The sequence below is a fragment of the Nonomuraea sp. NPDC050540 genome (assembly GCF_044457485.1).
Lineage (GTDB): Bacteria > Actinomycetota > Actinomycetes > Streptosporangiales > Streptosporangiaceae > Nonomuraea.
On record NZ_JBITHA010000042.1, the window covers coordinates 1 to 19470 of the forward strand.

Genomic DNA, 19470 nt, shown 5'->3' on the forward strand with positions numbered 1-19470 from the left:
CTACGCCACCGCCCGCAAGGCATGGCCCGAGGCCGAGGTGGTGTGCACCTCAGAGCCGCTGGAGTTCGACGCCTACCTCAAGTCCATCGGCGATGTCCGGCTGGTGCTGGACATGCTCGTCGGCGACCTCCAACGCATCATCGACTACCCCAAACAGGGATACGCCATCGAGCAGCACGTTCCGGAAGAGGTGCTTGACGCCTATGAGGCTCTCATCCATGCCGGGTACGACAGCCGCCTCATTACCTCTTGAACTGCTGACGGCGGGCGGGCTCGTCGCGGCCATCCACCAGCCGAACCCGTTCACACTGGCCAAGCTATATGCGGCCGATCGGTGAATCATCCTGGACGACGTCCAGTTCAACAGCCGCGACTACCAGCACCGGGCCCGCCTGGCTGCACTCGACGACGCCAACCGGCAGCGGTGGCTCACGTTGGCCACTCGTCTGCCGGGAGGGCGGGCAACCTTGATCCGTGACGCCGCCCTCGCCGACCCCGGCCGGTGCCGGCGGCGCCTCGCGCACATGCTGCCCGAGCACTACAAGAGCAGCCCGCACTGGTCGGAGGTTCGCGACCGACTCCGCGCCATCCTCGACCTCTTCGACGACACCGCGTCGGTCGCCGAGGTGGCCACCGCCTCGACGCTTCTGCTGGTGGACCTGCTGGGCTGGCCAGGAAGGGCGGTCGCCAGCAGCAGCCTGCCGTCACGGCCCGGCCGTTCGACGCGGCTCGCTGACCTCCCGGCTATCTCCGGTGGCCGAACCTACCTTTGCGGCACGGGCGGGATGAAGTACCTCGATATGGCCCCGTTTCAGGAGCTCGGCATTCGGGTGGTGCCGTTCCAGCCGGGTGGCGTAAGCGGGCTATGGGGGCAGGCGCGGCGGATTACCGCCCTGAACGCTCTCATGATGCTGGGACCGGACCTGCTGGCCGCTGAGCTTCTCCACCAAGCTCGGGCAGAGAACCAGTCGGCGTCCTCGTCGACGAAGACCGCCGGGCACGCCCGCTGAGGGGTCTCTCCCGCATGAGACAGAAGCAACCAGTACAGCCGCCGGGCTACCCACCGTCCGTGAGTCTGCCCACCCTGCACTCCTCGGATCCCCCGGAGGTGGGCCGAAGGTCATAGTGGCGGCTGCTCAAGCGGCGGTCTCACACCATGCGCAGCCACTCTAAGCACCGCCCCTGGGACACCAGCCCGCGCGTTGATCTCGTCGACGAACGAGGCTTTGCGATCGCAGCGTCGAGGGCACGGCCCCGCCATGGTTTGCCTCGCAGCAGATCACTAACAGCCAGCTCCCACGCCTTTGACTGATGCGGCCTACCAGCCCAAAATGTGGTGGTCCGTACTTCGATTGGGGAGGCGTTCCTCGTCGTCGTGCGGCAGAATCGGAAGCTCGGACCGATTCGTTCATCGCTGCCCGGCGTGAGCGACCACAGTGCGTGTCCGGTGAAATCCTGTTGTTCGTCTCGTGCGTTCGAAAGGATCTAGGTTGGACCTGCAAGACGCCGAGGCCTACATTAGGCAAGTCACCCGGAGAACCTCCACCAAGGATGCGCTGGCATGGCTAGCCGAGGAGCGCGCGGTGCCTCGGCCGATCGATCTGCCGAAACTGCTGGCTTCGTTGCTGACACTCGAGGATCAGGCGCTGGCGGCCGACCTCCGAGGGCTGGCTAGCCGGGTGATTCGGCAGGTCTGCCGGTCCGAGGTGGTTTCCGAACTGGATCCGAGCCAGGAGCTCCTCGCGCTCGATGAGGTGCTGCGGCCGGCGCAGTACAGGGCTGCCCTTGACGCGCTGGCCGCCAGGACCGCGACTCGGACCCTGGCTAGCGTTACGCTGGCCGCCGTCATCGCTGCACAACAGGACGACTGCAACGTCGTAACCGCGCTTTGCGCAGCGGCCGGCTTGTCCTACCGAGATTTGCGCGCCAGGGTCCGCGATGCGTCGGTCCCCACCAATCTCCGCGGCAAATGGAAGAACGACCAGTTGAAGGCGGTCTTTGACGTCATCGATGCAGTCATCACCGGCCAAGTAACGGCGAGCAGTCCCGCTGCCCAGCCGGCCCGGCCGGTTGAACACCTGCTGCCCGAGATCGACGACGTGCCTGAGCGGCAACGCGGATGGGCATTGGTTGAGCAGATGAGGGCCAACGGTGTCCCATATGAGCTTCTGCTAACCCAGCGAGCAGTTGGCAGTGCATGGGTCGCCCACAGGAGCAGCACGGGCAAGAAGGTGCAAGCTGCGGTAACGACCTCTCTATGCAAGCTGCTTGACAAGCGGTCGGTGCCCTATCACAGGCTTGCCATGAACGCGGCGTCACGGGAGCTGTTGACACGGGTGGGAGCCAACCCGACCGCTGCTGCGGAGGACGGACGTAACGAGGGCGGGCAACTCGCCGTGCTGGTGCATTCTCCGGCACTGACGCACGCGGTCGCCGTCTCGGTCGCACGGGACGGCGGAACGGCAAGGAAGAGCGGAGCTAGGCTTGGGACGCTTCCGGCGCGCCTTGGCATCGCTTGCAGCGTGGTGTTGGTAGGCCCGGGATGGGCGGAACGGAATACCACGGCCGAACTCGCTCGTCCGTTTAATGGACGAATCTACACAGAGCGGACAGTCCCTGAGCTTGCGGACGCGCTCAGCGGCATAGTTGCTCAAGGTGAAATCCTTCTACCGGTCGGGCAGAATCGCGGCGTACAGCCCACCGCCTCGGTTGACGGTCCATTGGAGCCTCGCCCATGAGTTCGCTGACCCAGCAGGCCCGGCGCGAGGTCATTGCGGCAGCCAAGGCGGCAGTCACGGATCAGACTGAACGCAGACCGTTCGAATGGCGCGGCGGGGACATCATGCTGCCCGTGGTCACCGTCCCGGTGGGTGATGTTCTACTCAACCACCGCACGCACCGCGTACGCGCCCAGGTCGAGAGTCTCGGGGCCAGCGGAACCATCATCGATACCAACCCTCACAGTGAGGAAGCGCAACAGCTACTGGCCGACCTCATTCGGCAGACCAGCGGCTACAACGAGGTCAAGGCCATGATCCGCCACGACAAGCAGCGCGAGCCGGGGCTCATCACGCACGAGGGCGTGCTGGTCAATGCAAACACCAGAGCGGTTGCCTTGCGAGATCTGCACGAGGAGGTACGGCACGAGAGCGCCTTCGCGTTTATCAAGGTCCAGGTGCTGCCAGATAACGCCGACAGCACCGAGATTATGCAGCTGGAGTTCAAGTACCAGATGCAGCAGAACTATCAGCAGCCGTACTCGTTCACGAATCAGTTACTGTTCATCAAGGATCTGCTGGACTCCAACCTGAAGCCGGACGAAATCGGCGTGAAGATGAAGCCACACTACGATCCGACATCTGTGAAGGATCGACGTGCGGCCGCCGAAGAAGTGGAAGCTGAGGACCGACTTCGACAGATCATCGAGGAACTGATCGCCGCAAGCAGCGGAGCGCTGCACTGGCCCGACTTCGACAACGACCGGCAGAACTTGATCGAGATCGACGAGTCCTACCGCAGGATGGTCGCGCGTAAAGGCTCGGATGCGGCGCGCCGCGTCAAGCAGGCGAAACTCGTCGGTCTCCTCGCCGGGATGGACTACCGCCGGGTAAGGCACATCGATGAGTCGTATCTGGATAGTTACGTGCTCCAGGCGCTCGAGGAAGAGCCGAACTTGCGGTCTGCCGCGAAGTCTCTGGCGATTGGACAACAGGAAGTCCCCCGCGCAGACCTGGGAGGGCTTTCTGTCCTCGATGACCTCAGCGAGGACTCGCCTGTTGATCAACTCGGGCAGGAGGTCACCCTGCGGCCGCTGTTCGATGTGCTCGTCCGCCACAGCAGGGTCGACGGCGACACCGACTGGGACGCCGAAGTGGAGATACCGACCGCTGAGGGCACCACGAGGCTGCCGAAAAATACGTTCTTCGACGCGGTCAAGGCTGCGATGCAGACAGCTGCGGACAGCAAGGCGCAGGACGATCAAGGCCAGGACGCCCTCGACCTTCCGCGGCGTCAGTTGAACGCTGCTGGTACCGCATGTGACCGGGTACGTCGGGCGTACGACGAGCTTGAGGACGACGGCGATCAGCCGGATCGGATAGCGCTCGAGCGCGCATTCGAAGCCTACCTGCGCTCGCACGATGAACTGCTGCATTACCTTGCAGAACGCGGATTCGCCGCCGCGGAGAATCGACTGTGACCGACGGTCCGGCTATCTCGCTCGACTTCGACCCTGCGGCGAACGTGGTCCTTGCCCAGAAGGTCGGCGCCGTCCCGGACGTGTTCTGGGGCCAGCTGCGCGTCGAGTGGGGCTACGACGGCGACCCAGCCCGGTCCGTCCGGGTACCGCTCGAACGATTCCGCGAGAACATCGGCTGGCTGGGCCCAGCTTGTAACCGCTACAACGTCGATATCGCGTGGGCGCCTGCCGCCGAGGCCATCATCACGACGATCAAGCTTGAACGCAGGCAGCTTGAACGCGCACGTCAAGAGATCAACGCGCCGATTACCCCCGACGACGTGGAACGCCGCCTCAACGGGAGCCGCTTCGCCAGGCCGCTCAAGCCGTTCCAACTTCGCGACGCCGCCAAACTACTCGGTCTGGCGCACGGCGCGAACTTTTCCGTACCCGGCGCTGGTAAGACATCTGTGGCATACGCCGTCTATGAGGCGGAGCACCGCGCTGGGAAAGTCGACCAGCTCCTAGTGGTTGCGCCGCTCTCGGCGTTCGACGCATGGGAGACGGAGATCGGGGAGTGCTTCAAGCCGGGGATGGCCCCGGTCATCAAGGTGTTCGGGACGCCGGGCAGCCAGGACGCTGAGATCCTGCTGGTTAACTATCACCGTTTGGCGGCCTACCTCAGCGAGCTCACCAAGTGGGTCCGTAGACGGCGGACCTTGGTGCTGCTCGATGAGGCGCATCGGATGAAGGCGGGCCGCATCGGCCAGCACGGTAGCGCGTGTCTCGACCTTGCGTTTTCCGCGTCACGGCGGGACATCCTGACGGGGACGCCCGCTCCGCAGTCAGCCCAGGACTTTGTCGCCCTCTGTGAGTTCTTGTGGCCAGGGCAGTCGCGGCGGATCCTGCCGGCCGAGGTGATGACGAAGAACCCCCAGCCGGAAACACTCCACGCAATCAACCGAGCCATAAGGCCGCTCTTCGTGCGCACCACGAAGAGTGAGCTGGAGCTGCCTCGGCCCACACTTGGGCGGGTCGTAGTCCCGTTGAGTGGCTTGCAGCGGGAGATCTATTCGAGTCTCCGCGATCGCTACGCAGGTATGCTGCGCGTGTCGATGAATGACCGCGTCGAGCTGGCCCGCATGGGCACGATCGTCATGTACTTGCTCGAGGCGGCGAGCAACCCGCAGCTGCTTGCGGTCGGGTCACGTGACCTACCCGGTGAGTTTGCCCATCCACCGTTGCCCGTCGAACCCGGGAGCCGATTGTGGGAGATGATCGTCGGCTATAGCCGCTACGAGACGCCCCCCAAGTTCACCCGCCTCTTGGAGATCATTGCTCAGAACGTCGCTGATCCGGCCGGTCCCCGCAAGACGCTGGTGTGGTCGAACTTCGTTTCCAACCTTGAAGGTCTGAAACGGTGGCTGGCCGATTACCAGCCCGCCATGATCCATGGCGGGGTCCCGTCCGTCTCGAGCGCGCCGACTGCGGCGATCACTCGGGAGTCGGAGCTGCGGCGCTTCCGCCAGGACGACGACTGCAAGGTCCTGCTCGCCAATCCCGCGGCGATGAGCGAAGGCGTCAGCCTTCACCATGACTGCCATGACGCGGTCTACTTCGACAGAACCTTCAACGCTGGCCACTACCTACAGAGCATCGACCGCATCCACAGGCTTGGCATGGATCCCAACAAGCGCGCTACTTTGCTTTTTATGATCACGGATGACACCGTCGATCAGGTCGTTGACACGCGAATCCGGGACAAGGCCACCAACCTTGCTCGCGCTCTGGACGACAAGGAACTTGTTCGGATGTCGCTGCCTGACGACGAGGACTACGGATCTCCGATCGAGAGCGATGCAGACATGGCCGCGTTGCTTGCCCACATCAGCGGCCAGGGTAAGTGAGCTACGGTGTTGCCCGAGCCGCTCCCGGTTCATCCGAGTCACCGGCACCTCCAGGCGGCGTTCTACGTAGCTCGGCTGCTTAAGCCGGATGGCGAACTCCGACCCGCCCTCGACCGGAGCTACCGCAGCCTCGCAACAGGCGCACTGCACGATCACCGTAGTCTCGCCGAGGGCGAACGCCTGCTCTCGCGCGCTGGCCTGCTCGCGACCCGGGGAGACCTTGTCGTTCCGTCCGACGACCTGATGGCCATGGCCCGATTGCCGGTGGACACGTTCGTTGAGGCCCTGCTCTTCAGGATTCTGACCGACCAGCGCGAGGTGTGGCTGGCGCAGATGGCGACGACTGATGAGGTCCGCTGGGAACTCGTGCCGTTCGACGTGGCCACCGCGCTTGCTTCGACCTTCGAAGACGTGCGCGAACGCGACGCGCTGCTGCTTGCCGCAGCCAGAAAAGTTGATCTTCAGGTGCTACAAGAATTCGGGGACGAAGGTGAGCAGGCGGTACTTGAGGCATGCCGGACCCATCTACGCAGTGCCGGTATGCAGCACATGCTCGCCGATGTGGCCCAGGTCAGCCTGATCGACGACACATTAGGCTATGACATCGCCAGCCCGGATGCCGCCGGCCAGCGTCACCGCCTCGAGGTCAAGGCGACCTCGGCACCACCAGGCTGGGTGGAGTTCTTCATCAGCCGGAATGAGGCCACTGTCGCCGAACGCGATCCGCGCTGGTCACTGGTGGTCACCCGGCGGGAACGTGATCCCACCATCACTGAACCGGTAATGCAAGTGGTCGGCTGGCTTACACACGGCGATTTCGCCCAGGCGCTGCCCACAGACCCGCCACTCGGCCGAGGCCAGCTTCGAGGACGCTGGGCGTCATGCCGGATCACGATCAGTGCCCAGTGTCTGCGGCCCGGTCTTCCGCTCAAGCAACCGAACGAACCGAGCTGATCTGGTGCTACATAGGGGCGACTCCCGATCGGGCGAATGGCGTCGTAACATGATCGGTTATTCGGGTGTACGACACGCTTCCCCGCACGTCCGTGATATCAACGCCCGGGACGGTTCAGTGAGTGAACATAGGATGGACATGACCGCGATGACGGCCCCGACGATCGACCCACAACCGTCGGTCCCATCGTCCTCGCAGCCTGAACCACTTCGCAGCCCTCTCGGCGGACTCGACTATCGCAAGGTCAGCGAGGAGGCACGAGCCGAGAGCCGCAATCGAGAGGTTCACCTTCCGCCGGTCAGCACCTACCGCTGGTGGGCACGGCGGACGAGTGCCGTCAACGGTGCCATCATCGACGCGTTCAACGTAATGATGCCTGGCCGGCTTCTCGTTGCCGACATGTTCGCCGGAGGCGGCGTCATCCCGCTCGCAGCCGTTGCGCGAGGCCACCAGGTGTACGCCCAGGACCTAAACCCCTGGCCGGCCGCCGGTCTCACCGCAATGCTCGGGCTTCCCGCACCGGACAAACTCCGCGAGGCGGCATCGACGATCGAGCAGTGGGTCCATACCGAGGTCGAGGCCGCCTACGGCACGACCCTCACCAACGGGACGAGAGGCGTCGTCTCCCACACGATCCGAGTGGCCACGGGCGAGTGCACCGGCTGCGCTCGGCGCGCACGCATGTTCCCCCACGCGCTTGTATCGCTGCGAGTCCGCAAAGAGAGTGGAAACCCCCAAGCATGGCTGGCCTGTCGGCGTGGCCACCTCTTCTCAGCGAATTCCGATAAACGTCGACGCTGCCCGACCTGCCACGTCCTAGTCGAGCCGACAGCCACCTACACCCCGATGCGGATGATCACCTGCGGCGAATGCGGCAAAATCGATCGCCTCGCCGATCGTGCCAAGACCTGGCAATGGGAGATCGTCCTCGTCGACCGGTCCAGCCGCACCGCACGTGAGGTGGACATCCCTACCGAGGCCGAACGCGAGCGGGCCGACTCGAGTGCATGGCAACCGGCACACGACCTGGGACCGATCCTGCCAGGCCAAGAAACGAGCGTACTCACCCGTCACGGCTTCCAGCGCTGGCAGGACCTGTACCCGGACCGGCAGCGCCACATGCTCGAGCGCATGCTCGATCTGGCGAGCCGCTGTTCGAAAGATCCTTCAGTCCTGCGCGCGGCGGAACTGGCCGTCATCGGAAGCGCCGAGATGGCCGGGCACCTGTCCCGCTGGGACCGGTTCTACCTCAAGAGCTTTGAATCAATGGCAGGCCATCGATTCAACCTCACGACCCTGGCTGTCGAGCCGAACGTTTGGGGCGGTGTCGGCCGCGGCCGCGGAACCGTCCTGCGACGCCTCAACCAGCTCGTCAAGTCCGCGGCATGGTTGCATGAGAAGACCGGCCGTGAGCTGCTCGTCCAAGGCCCGCTCACCAGTAGCACACCGGCCACCGCCATGAAGGAGTGGGACGTACGCGTTGTCGAAGGCAGCAGCGAGCAGATGGTCCTACCGTCGAAGTCCGTGCACCTGGTTCTGACCGATCCGCCGTACCACGACGACGTTCAGTACGCAGAATTGTCCGGCCCCCTGCGCGCGTGGGCTCGTCTCGCGAACGAGAAGCTCACTAACGAGGCACTCACCGGCGAAGCCGTGGTCAATAGCGCCACCGGCCAACTCGTCGACGACGGCGCCTACGAGGCGCTGCTCGGCCGCATCTTCAAAGAGGCTCGACGTACACTTCGACCGGACGGACATCTCGTCTTTAGCTACGCCAATCGAAGCCCGCGCGCCTGGGTCGCCGTCTTCGGCGCGCTGCAAAGCGCTGGCCTGCGCGCGGTGGGCTGCGAGTTGGTCCACAGCGAGAACGAGACCGACCATGCAAAGCGGGGCGTGCGGGCCTGCACCCTCGACCTCATACTCGACCTCGTTCCGGCTGGACCTTCTGCCGTCGAGCAGCACGGGCCGCGTCCCTCTCCAGACATCCCGCTCACTGACGAACGACGGTTCCTCAGCGTCGTCGCCGACATGTTCCTGCGAGTTGGCGACCTCAAGGACGGATGGCGATCCGAGGTCCACAAGACGTTGTCAGAGCACCCCTTTATTACGCCCATCGAGCGTGTCACATGAGTGATACCCCCGGGTCCGGACGGGATGGGGTCGTTGACGAACGGGGTGATTGCCAATGGAAGCCTTGATCTCCGCGGTGGCGGACAGCGGATGCCTCCCGTCGGCCGACAGCAAACTTCCCCATGGATAGCAAAGCTCCCCATGTGATCCGCATGATTCTTCTAAGGCGCGGGTCAGGTGAGGAGCTTCAGCTCCCTGCCTCTGATGGCCTCGGTGAGCCGGAAACTGACGCCCTGCGTCACCACGACATGAGCGTGATGCAGGAGGCGATCAACTGTCGCGGTGGCCAAGGTCGAGACCATGTCTCTGGCGTCCTAGCCGGTCGGCATCGCTGGCATAGCGGTGCTACAGGCAGTGGCTGACGACCTGTCGATGATCGCGTTCCTGCCCGATTGGGTCGAGGCGATCACCCTGCCTCTGCTTCCTACAATATTGGCGGCTGTGGCGGGCTGGAAGGCCAAGCACACGCCGCGTCCAGACCTACCCACTGAGCAGCATTAACACCAGTGATCCGCTTTCATCTCTGTGCGGCGACTGTTGATCACAGCATGATCGCAAGGTTTGAGGTGCCTTGAAGTTTTCCGGACAATCGGGAAACTTCAAGGCACCTCAGCCAACGGCTCACCGCATCCTTCATCCACGGGCAGGTCGGTGAGCCGTTTTGACTTCTGGGCAGATGCCGCAGTGGCGGCGAAATGCGGCACCGAGTTGCCTTTTGAGCAGGTTGGTCGTGGTGGTGTCCAGGTTCGGCGTCCAGCGGTAGTTGCAATGAAGTCTTCACTGAAGTCTGCTGAGGGTATGTCGAGACGTCTGCTGTCCGTCGAGCACACCAAGATCCGGGCGCTGCGTGAGCAGGCTGGACTCACGCCACAAGAGCTTGCCGATCGCGTGGGGGTCACATATCGCCTGGTGGTCTATTGGGAGGAGGGCAGGTATGTGCCCGAAGCCAGAAACATGCGACGTCTCGCTCATGCTCTCGGCTGTGTCACCGCCGACCTCACGGGTACACGCAGCGGGACCGAGATGTTGGTTGACCTCAGGTATGCCGCTGGTCTCACTGCGGAGGAGGCCGCCACCCGACTTCGCGCCACTGCCGTCGGCGGTGAGTTGTTCGTGGACGCCCACAAGATCCGCAGCCTGGAGCGGAATCGTCAGGTGTCTGGGTGGAGCTGGAGGAAGCCGGAGTGCACGGGCCGGCTTGTGCAGCAGTTGGCCGCCTTGTATGAGGTGCCAGTGCGTATGGTCATGGACGCGTGGATGCGTACTCGGCCCATGGATGAGCCTCCAAGCCTGCCCGAACATGAGCGACGCGGTCCGCCGACCTCAGCTGTCGAGGGCTGGGAGGGTTTGAACGATCGGCAGCGGGTCTATCTCGGCGAGATCCTGCGAGACGACCGGATGACCGAGGCTGAAATGTGGATGCGCCGTCAGAACCAGGCCCGGGTTCCGCCGGCCAGGCTGTGGCGGAAGCTACCGTTTTCCCTCGACGCACCCGCCAAGCTGGTCGGACACACCCGCCTTCAGTTGCGCCTGCGGGGCGCTGGCCTTCACGATCAGGGCGCCGGAGCTACTCTCCACGCCCTGGAACGGCTGGGCTTGGTCAAGGTGGCCAAGGACCGCGTGGAGATTGCCGGGGTCGGCGAGGTAGATCGCACTCTGGTGGAGATCACTCGCAGGGGCCGTGCCTGCGCGCGTGCTGGGCTGGGGGAACCTGCAGAGTCGGCGACACCGGCACATCTGCTGTCCGAATGGCTGTGGGGCGTCCTGCTGCGTGTCGCCAGCACCGGCGTAGAGGGCCTTCATGAGAGCGAGTTGGCTGGTAAGTCTTTGTTCTATCTGGCTGTCGGCTACAGGCCCAAACGGCAAGCGCACCCCAGCAGAGGATTCATCGAGCTCCACCCCCGAATGGCGCCAGGTGATACGCACGTCATTGAGTACCGGTGGCACGCCACTGCGCTCGGACGGCAGCATATTGCCGCATACCTTCACATATACACAGATATCTATCCAAATGTTACCCCTTCGAATCGGTGATCATTTAGGGCCGCTCGAAGCTGTTCCGGGTTTTGTCAGACCCGTGCTCTATGGTGTCTCCGGTGACGACCCATGCCGACGATGACGGCCTGACGTTCTCTCATTTCGAGGCGTTCCGCCTAATCAACTTCACCTTCATCAAAGCCTGCGAGACGATGGCGACCCCGGGCCTGAATCCGAGGCACCGGGCCGAGAAGCTGATGCGGTATCACGGCGACCTACTCGCCGCTTACGGCCCTGGAGTGCCGTTGTCGTTCGGCGAGCTCCGCGAAAGACTGCGCGGGCCGATCGACGGACTGCTCCCGCCGTGGCTGGACCGCTCGGACTTCGACGATCTCAACTTCCCTGTAGTCGATGCCGAGGGTTGCGTCACCGCCGACGCCTTCGACCTGCAGTGGGAGATCTCTCAGCTGCACCGGATCTTGAAGCGGCTTCGGAGGACCGGCGGGATGCGGTTCACGGAGGCACAACTCCAGGACGAGATCGATCAGGATCAGATGTACGAGATCCTCAAAGGCCGCGGCGCCACCCAGTACGTCAAGGACCGTTCCACGCTGGTGGAATGCCCTGCTGGCACGGCCGCTGAGCTGAATGGGCGCGGCCTGCCTCTCAACGCGATCGCCTACTACGAGGCGATCCCCTACCACGCCATCTATCGCACCTGGTGGTTCCCCTGCACGGTGTGTAAGTGGCCCATGAAGATCAGCAAGCGGATGAGTGCGGGCCGCGAGTACTATCGCGTCGCCTGCCTCTACGCCCGTCACGCAGAGATCGGTGCCAGCTTCATGTTCCGGCCGACATCCGGAGATGCGCCACAGCTGCACTCTGACAGCCCCGACACTCCCGCTCCGCGCGAGGCGGCACTCGCGCTCGGTGCTGTCGGTGCCGTGCCAGAGGCGAGGCCAGTGGAAGGACATTTGGCCCTCAAGCGCGGAGTGTGGCGATACACCTGCGTGCCTGGCCTGCACGAGTTGCGGTTGCACTCCGTCTTGCGTGAGCGGCTGGCCGCCAATCATGTAGATGTGGACGAGACCGTCAGGCTCTGGCCGATGAGCGATGCGTACGACCATCGCATCGAGGTCAGAGGCCCCGATGGGAGCACTCACGTCTTCACCGTGGATGTGAAGGATTACACCCATGGCCGTGTCCTGGCGCAGAGCCTACATCGCAATGAAGGTGACAAGGGCGGCGCCGAATGGCTCGTCGTTCCCGACCACCGAGCCGACCAAATCCCTCTTCTCACTGTGACCTGCGACAAGTACAGAATGAAGGTCGCGACCATGACCAACTTTGCCCAGATGGTCTGCCGGAGCGCCGGGGTGGAGTGGGCATGAGTCAGATAACCGCCAAGGACGCTTTCATCCATGCCGCGCTGGCTCTCGCCGCCGAATACTTCCCAGAGCAGGATGACAACGGCAAGCCTGTGGCCACTTTCCGCCATGCGGCTTTCTTCGCCAGCCGCAAGCCACAGGCGTGGGAGCGATGGAACGAGCTGAGCAATGAGGAACGGCTGCTTGTGGCGGAGGTGATGAACCTCGGCAATCCCGACCTCGTCGACGAAAACCGTTTCGCTACCGCAGCGCGGATTCTCCTTGGAGCCCTGGACGCCGAACACGAGGATGAGGAGATCCCGCTCAACCTGTTCACCCTGGTCGGGGATCCGCTCACCGCGACTGCTGCCCATCCCCATCTGGGAGAGGACTACCTCGGCTACGCCAATCGCCTTCTGGCTCCCTTCCGCCGACCCAGCAGCCGACGCAAGCCCCACGAGTTCGCAGCGCCGGGCAAGACATACGAGACGAGCGAACGCACCGAAGGCAATGAGATTGTTCACGGGCGCGTCATCATCCCCCGCTTTCCCGCTTTCACCCAGCCGCTGGGCCACGATTCGCTTCCCGCCATCACCACCCGCCCTGGCCTGGGTTCGGTCCGAGTGACCGTCCAGGAACTCAAGGACATCGCACAACTTCTGGACACGCAGTACGACGGCACGAAAACAGGCCCCTGGCTGTACAAGGTGCTGACAGCTCTGCTCGACCGGCTCAAGGCTCGCGATACCGACAGCGTCAACGTGCTGGACCTCCTGACGGGCCGAACGCAGATCTTCCATGCACCCACGGGAACCGGTAAGTCTGTATTGGTTCGCCTCCTAGGCTCTTGGGCCGCGCTCAACGACTACCGCGTCGCCCTTCTCGTCCCCGACGTGAAAGCCACCCTCGCCTCGGCCTGGGATATCAACCGCGACCTGGAGATCTTGCACAGGGAAGGCAAGATCAGCCATCTCGCCACCTGCGCCCCACTGATGTCGCCGTCCTCGCGGTACGAGCGGGCCCTCAAGCATGCCTCTTTGGTCAAGGAAGACCCCGAGGCCCCCGGGGAATGGGGCAAGCGAGGGCACCGTGACGTCGATCAACTCGCCTACGGATGCGCGCAGCAGCACTGGCTCGAGTCTGCCGGCATCTACCGTCCCGGCAGGGAAAACTGCCTCAGTCTCCACAGCGGCGGACAGGCATTGGCCTGCCCCTGGATCCCGACCTGCGGCAAGTTCACGCCCGCCTACCAGGCGGCTCATGCCGCAGTGATCGTCACGAATCACCACAACTTCATCCAAGGCACCATGCGGGTTGGCATCCAGATCGATGGACGCCCGGTCCGTTCTGTCACCGTCCGCGAGTTCGTGCTTCGCGCCAGCGACTTCGTCATCATCGACGAGATCGATGCCTTCCAGTCCGTCGCCGTAGATCGGTGCGCCACCACCGTCGACCTGCACTCCCGGCGCCCGTGGACCGCAGAACCGCAAATTCTCGACACTGCAGCCAAGCACCTTCCCCTGCGATACGAGGACCAGCTCATCGAACCGGTCAGCCACGTCCGGCTCATGGCAGAGTCATTGCTGACCGGACTGTGCACCAAGGTATTCCGGCTCAACCACCGCGACGACTCTAAAGTCCCGAGGCTGCGTCACGAATATGACTACGAAGGATGGCGCCTAGCTCGTGCCAAGGACCGCGAACTCGTACGCCTGCTCTTCCCCGAACACCAGGTAGGCGATGGAGAGCCGCTTCCGATCGACGCTATCGATCGGCTCAACGCTCTCGTACCCGCCCCCGACTTCGGTGCAGATGACGAGGCAGCCCTCGCACCCATACTTCTGGACCCCGAATGGGAGCGCGTCAGGCGCATCCTCGGCACAGCCGTGTCACCACGCGGCATCAACCAGCGCGACGAACTCAAACTCAGGCTGCACGAAGCGCTCACGCCGATGATCAGCGACGGGCGTGCACGCAGCCGGGCGATCGACCACCTCCTCATCCGCACCTTGATGAGCGAACTGGACTGGTCTCTTGCCCAGCTACGCGACACCGCACAGTCTCTGCGCCACTCCGACCTACTCTCCGCCAACCGCATCATCGACACCATGCACTCCGGCGGCATCGCCGACGTCCTCCCGCATGGAATGATCGGTAGGCCGATAAACGGCTATCGGGTCACCGGCATGAAGAACCCGGAGAAGGACGCCAAGCTTTCCACGCAGCATATGGCTGGCGACCCGCACACCTACGTCTCGGAGCTCGGTGGGCTGGTCTCTCTGATCACCGCCGGCGTGGAGCGGCCTATCTTCGGCCTTTCGGCCACTGCCTACTTCCCCCAGGCGGTCAAGGAACACGTCCACGCGCCCGTCATGTGGTGGATGACCGACGCCCAAGAAGAATCGATCTTGGTTGAGTCCTCGGCTGTCACTTACGGGGAGGGGCACAGAAAGGCCGGGGAACGCATCCCGATCGCTGGCCAGTTCCCTTCGGACAAACCCGAAGCCCTGCGAGAGATCGGCGAGCGCCTCTACGAGACGAAATTGTCTAAGAAACTCGCACGCCTGGCCAAGACTGAGACCGATAAGGATCGTGCACGAGTGATCCTTACAGCCAACAGCTACGAGCAGTGCGGCCACATCGCCACCGGCCTCGCCAAGGCGAAAGGGCTCTCTCACAAGGTGTGCGTCCTCGTTCGGGAGGAAGATCGTCTCAGTAACGTCCGCCACCTCCCCGACCCGTCACTGGTCCGCCGCATCACGGTCGAAGAGGTGGAGGAATTTCCCCATTTCGGCGACATCCTGATTGCTCCCCTGGCTAACATTGCCAGAGGACTTAACATCGTCGTCAACCTTCGTTCAGCCATCCACTCCATCTATTTGTGCGTGAGGCCCCCGCTGATCATCGATGATCCTGCTTGGATGTACGGCAGCGTCAACGCAGCAGGCATCAACTCACTACCCACCTCAGGTGCCGCAGATCCAATCGAGGTTCTGCAAACGGCCCGCACCACAGCACGAGATCACCTGGCCACCATCATGCGTTCCTCCCCGCAGCTGTCGACCATGGACCTCATCCTTCAAGAGCAAATGGTCGCCGGAATGCTGGTGTCCCTCATCCAGCTCGCTGGCCGAGCTCGACGCGGCGGCACCAACATGGAACTGCACTTTGTGGACTATGCCTTCCACGATGAGACCTGGAGTTCCGACCTGGCCAGCATCATCGAACGCATGGCCTCACGATGGCTGCCGGAAGAACGCCGGCAGATGACCGAACTGTACGGCGAAGCGGTCAACGCCTTCCTAGCCTACGCAGGCGTCGACCTCACCCTTTCCGCATAGCCCAGCGCTTCATCCCGAAAGAGTCACAGCATTGAGCGACAACACTGCTGCCCTTCCGCGGGCTCTCACCCTGCGCTGTACCCCCGAACTCGTTCAGGGTCAGAAAGTGTACGTACGCAACTTCCCACGGAGCGTGCGCGACGAATGGGAGAAGCTGAGAGGGGAAGGGGACGACGAGAAGAGGAACCTGCCTTACTCAACCGCCATCACTTACCTGAAATTCAAAACCGGCGGCTACGTCCACCTCGACCGGGGCCTCAACTTCCTGGTCTCGCTGGAGAAGATCGACGACGACACCCTGCGCCATATCTTCCGGTGCATCGTCGGCTACAGCAGGGGACTGTCCACCGATCAGACCATCCTCCTAGACGTCCCGCCGGTGGCCGAGGCCATCGCGAGCACGTCTGAGGTGGAGTTCGAGATGGCACGGTTTCTCAGACCGATGCAGGGCAGGCAGCCTAAGTGTCCCGACTGGATGTACGTGGCCGTGCCTTGGGTAGTCTCCAGGAAGCTCGCTGAGCAGAAGTTCACTATCTATGACCTCGTCCCGATCACTGATCAGGTTCCTGCCAAGGAGACGGACGGCTCTCTCAAATTGGACGCTGACCGCCAGCAAGTCTTCAAGAACCACACGAAGGGCTGGAAGGCCAACCCGAATAAGCGGGAGGTCGCATACCTCCCCGACAGCAGTGGTGGGCTCATCGCGTGGGACCACCCCTTCGGGCGCAAGTACAACATTCGTGACGACGGGACCATGGTGAAGGATGCCACCGCAGCCCAGTACGCAATGTCCAGATTCTCGGTAGTCATGAAGACCGTGCCTAACGTCGTCGACCCCGTCATCTTCCTGGACGCGCACGTTACACGCGTCCACAGCAACATGGTCTTCGCCAAGTCGACGAACATCTACCAGGGCAGCGACGGTCTTCCGATCCTCTACACCGAACTGGTGCGCAGCGGTAGCGTCCGAGAAGTCAACCATCGGGCGCTGGAGTTGCTCGCGCGCGACAAGATGGACGTCAGTCTTTTGCAGGAACTTCAGGCACGCCTCACGCACGAACGGACTGTGCTCGAGAAGGCCGACACAAATGGGGAATTCCCATCGTTCATCACTCCCGACGCCGGCACTATCCGCCCCCTCATGCCGAAGAACGATAACTTCGCAGTCGGCACGGGACCAGGGACCCTTCATCTGCGGCTTCTCGCGGAGCATGTCACCAAGGTGCTCGGAGAGAAAGCCAACTGGCTGAGCTTCGCGGTGGAGCCGATGAACTTCGAGCCCCGCCCCACCGACAAACAGAAGATGTCCTCTCAGGAACGGGCTCAACGGATCGAAGACGGCGAGCTCCTCCACAGCATCGGCTTTCCCTCATCCGAGGAGATTGCCGCTTCCGTCAGCGCTCAACGCTTCGATCACCTGCGAATCGTCTGCCTCTGGTACCGCCACAGCACCCGCCTGCGCATGATCAATGCGCTGTCCTTGGCCTTCCCGGACGGCGCGTCCATCAGTGATCCACAGTCAGGCGAGGAGGTCCACCTCGTTCCCGGCATCAGCGTGGTATTCCGCAAGGCTGAGCGTTTCCTGTCGCACGGCGACGACATCAACCGGATCGAGGAGTTCAGATCCTTCGAAGGCGACTTCGCTGGTAGCGACTCGAACGTAATGGTCGCTGCCTGGTGCGAGACCGAGATCCCGCTTGTGAAAAGGAGAGAAGGAGAGAAGCGGAACGCATACTTGCTCCGAAAGGAGCAGTATGACGGAAAATTCCAAGTCCGCCGCCTTCTGGCCAAAAAGGACTTCGTCTGCCAGTTCACGAAGGGGATGAAGCAGGGGTCGTTCGGAAATCCCGCCACAGAGATCAGCCCGCCGCTGCAGGGTAAAGATCACGCCGCCTACATGGCACTTCTGGATCTGTATCGCTCGCTCGGCATCATCGATCAGCGCCTAGCGCGAGCCATCGCCAAGGACAAGAAAGGCAAAGAGGCCGGAAGTATCGTCTACTGCGGCATCCACGTGCGCCGACAGGCCAAGACGGTCGACGACAAACAGACCAAGCGAATCGTCCTCGCCACTGCCCTGTTCCCTCCCGAAGAGGAGGGAGGTGTCTGGACAATGCGAGCGTGGACACCGCTAACGGGATCCTGGGTACCGTACCGGAAGGCGATCACCGCTTTCCACGCAAGTGACTACGCACTTCATGTTGATGGGAAGGCCAAATCGGACAAGGAACGCTGGGCAGAGGCAGCGGCCCACGTCGAAGACGCCCTCGCAAGCCTCGTCCGCGACGAGTTGGAACCCGACATGAGGTACGTCGTCATGGTCGACGGGCTTGCCTGCCGTCGAATGTGGACGGGCCTGCACAACGAGAACCAGAGCTACGACGAAGGTGACATCACCGATCCGCGCACCTGGCTGCCAGGGCATGGCAACGGCAAGAACGCACCGCGCAAGAGGCCGAGCGCCGTCATCCGGATGAACGTCGAACCCGAAGAGGTGCCCCAGTACGTTCCTGTTGCTCGTGAGAGCGACTCGGACACTGAGCCGGATTCGATCGCTTTCACATCGGCCAAGCTGCACCGCGCCAAGGTGGACTTCGGAGACCCCTTCTGGGTCCTCTTCAACGTCCCGCGCAACTATCAGGCAAAGGGCGGAGACCTGGGCAGGACCTTCACACGCTGGGACGCGGATCCGGGCAGGGCCGGCGCGATCGGCGAACGGGAGACTAACCAGCTCAAAAGCCCGTGGTACGCCATGACGGCAACCGAGATCTACCCTGTTGGTACCACCAATGGCATCGACAAGACGATGCTTGCTCGCGCAACCGCGCGTCTGTGCCACCAGACCATCGCCTGGTCTGACCGTTCCCGCTATCCCGTGCCTCTGCACGCAGCGAAACAGATGGATCTCGACCATCCTCAGTACCGACGGTCAGCACCGCCGGAAGACGACGACGATGCTGCCAGCGAATAGGCTGCGCGAGCATCAGGAAAGCGATCAACTGGGGCCGGGGATGGCCAACCCAGACGCCGAACTGGTACTTGGCGCCGTCGTGGCTGAGCAGGAACCGTCTCCATGGCCGATTCAGCGAGTCGTCGCCGCCTCAGCCGAAGCGAGCACCCTTGCTTCACACCGTCTCCCTCGCCACGTTGGCAGCGAATGTCTTCACGAGACTGACGCCTCACGACCGCTTGTAGTAACCGAGCCGAACGACAACCCGCAGCAAACGCCATCACCCACTGGCAAGAGAAGGTAAATAGGGTCTTCCGCCTCCGTCGCCGCCCGAATTCGGGACAGATCAAACCGTCAAGAGCGCACAATGATGGACCGCATAGCGGGCCGCGTGCTCGTCGCGTGCTCTTCGGCTATCGATACCCACCGGCACACGCCGACATTTTCAGACATTTTAAATGCGATAGAATTCGACATAGTGACACAATTGAATATCGCGCGACATCGTTCGGCATAGAATCTGTCGTCTTTTAATCCGTAGGTTCCGGGTTCGAGCCCCGGGCGCCCTACTACTCGATACCCCATCTGACCTGGGCTTTCTCGGTTCTCGTAGCCTTCTGACAGGGCCGAGACGGGCCGTTGGTTGCTCGCTGGTTGCTCTTCGGC

At 62.9% G+C, this 19470-nt stretch carries 11 protein-coding genes and 1 pseudogene; 11 read left to right on the forward strand and 1 reads right to left on the reverse strand.

The features are described 5' to 3' along the window. The 7 genes and pseudogenes from ACIBI5_RS53940 to ACIBI5_RS53970 all read left to right on the forward strand — a co-directional run. Window positions 1-253 (forward strand): annotated as a pseudogene (locus tag ACIBI5_RS53940) (YdcF family protein); the annotation flags it as partial. Between the two features lie 91 nt (window positions 254-344). Further along, window positions 345-1010: a WbqC family protein gene (locus ACIBI5_RS53945; protein WP_397259578.1), complete on the forward strand. Its 666-nt coding sequence runs from the start codon at window positions 345-347 to the stop codon at window positions 1008-1010. Window positions 1011-1490: 480 nt separating this feature from the next. Continuing rightward, window positions 1491-2738, forward strand: a complete 1248-nt coding sequence (locus ACIBI5_RS53950) for a hypothetical protein (RefSeq protein WP_397259558.1) — start codon at window positions 1491-1493, stop codon at window positions 2736-2738. Next, window positions 2735-4198 (forward strand): hypothetical protein, encoded by a 1464-nt coding sequence (locus ACIBI5_RS53955; protein ID WP_397259560.1) that lies wholly within the window; start codon window positions 2735-2737, stop codon window positions 4196-4198. Before ACIBI5_RS53950 ends, ACIBI5_RS53955 begins: the two co-directional genes overlap by 4 nt. Then, window positions 4195-6084 carry a DEAD/DEAH box helicase gene (locus tag ACIBI5_RS53960; RefSeq protein ID WP_397259562.1) on the forward strand — a complete coding sequence of 630 codons (1890 nt, stop codon included), beginning with the start codon at window positions 4195-4197 and terminating at the stop codon, window positions 6082-6084. The genes ACIBI5_RS53955 and ACIBI5_RS53960 overlap by 4 nt, the downstream gene beginning before the upstream one ends. A gap of 6 nt (window positions 6085-6090) precedes the next feature. Beyond that, a complete protein-coding gene (locus ACIBI5_RS53965) occupies window positions 6091-7038 on the forward strand; it encodes a DUF3883 domain-containing protein (RefSeq protein ID WP_397259564.1) in 948 nt (315 codons plus the stop codon). A 139-nt stretch (window positions 7039-7177) separates the two neighbouring features. Beyond that, a complete protein-coding gene (locus tag ACIBI5_RS53970; RefSeq protein ID WP_397259566.1) occupies window positions 7178-9169 on the forward strand; it encodes a hypothetical protein in 1992 nt (663 codons plus the stop codon). Window positions 9170-9342: 173 nt separating this feature from the next. Here ACIBI5_RS53970 and ACIBI5_RS53975 read toward each other — a convergent pair whose 3' ends face one another. Beyond that, window positions 9343-9471, reverse strand: a complete 129-nt coding sequence (locus ACIBI5_RS53975) for an ATP-binding protein (RefSeq protein WP_397259568.1) — start codon at window positions 9469-9471, stop codon at window positions 9343-9345. Between the two features lie 349 nt (window positions 9472-9820). Here ACIBI5_RS53975 and ACIBI5_RS53980 point away from each other — a divergent pair, with 349 nt between their 5' ends. From ACIBI5_RS53980 to ACIBI5_RS53995, 4 genes are all read left to right on the forward strand, one after another. Then, a complete protein-coding gene (locus tag ACIBI5_RS53980) occupies window positions 9821-11203 on the forward strand; it encodes a helix-turn-helix transcriptional regulator (RefSeq protein ID WP_397259570.1) in 1383 nt (460 codons plus the stop codon). Between the two features lie 62 nt (window positions 11204-11265). After that, entirely contained in the window at window positions 11266-12537 is a 1272-nt protein-coding gene (locus ACIBI5_RS53985) for a hypothetical protein (protein WP_397259572.1), read from the forward strand. Next, on the forward strand, window positions 12534-15854 hold the full coding sequence (locus ACIBI5_RS53990) for a hypothetical protein (RefSeq protein WP_397259574.1): 3321 nt from the start codon (window positions 12534-12536) through the stop codon (window positions 15852-15854). The genes ACIBI5_RS53985 and ACIBI5_RS53990 overlap by 4 nt, the downstream gene beginning before the upstream one ends. Window positions 15855-15885: 31 nt before the next feature. Beyond that, the gene (locus ACIBI5_RS53995) at window positions 15886-18825 is read left to right on the forward strand and encodes an RNaseH domain-containing protein (RefSeq protein ID WP_397259576.1); all 2940 of its coding nucleotides are present in this window, start codon (window positions 15886-15888) and stop codon (window positions 18823-18825) included. Window positions 18826-19470: the final 645 nt, after the last annotated feature.

Coding starts and splice junctions, on each gene's coding strand:
- ACIBI5_RS53955 (WP_397259560.1), top strand. CDS start 2,735: ATGAGTTCGCTGACCCAGCAGGCCCGGCGCGAGGTCATTGCGGCAGCC.
- ACIBI5_RS53970 (WP_397259566.1), top strand. CDS start 7,178: ATGACCGCGATGACGGCCCCGACGATCGACCCACAACCGTCGGTCCCA.
- ACIBI5_RS53975 (WP_397259568.1), bottom strand. CDS start 9,471: ATGGTCTCGACCTTGGCCACCGCGACAGTTGATCGCCTCCTGCATCAC.
- ACIBI5_RS53990 (WP_397259574.1), top strand. CDS start 12,534: ATGAGTCAGATAACCGCCAAGGACGCTTTCATCCATGCCGCGCTGGCT.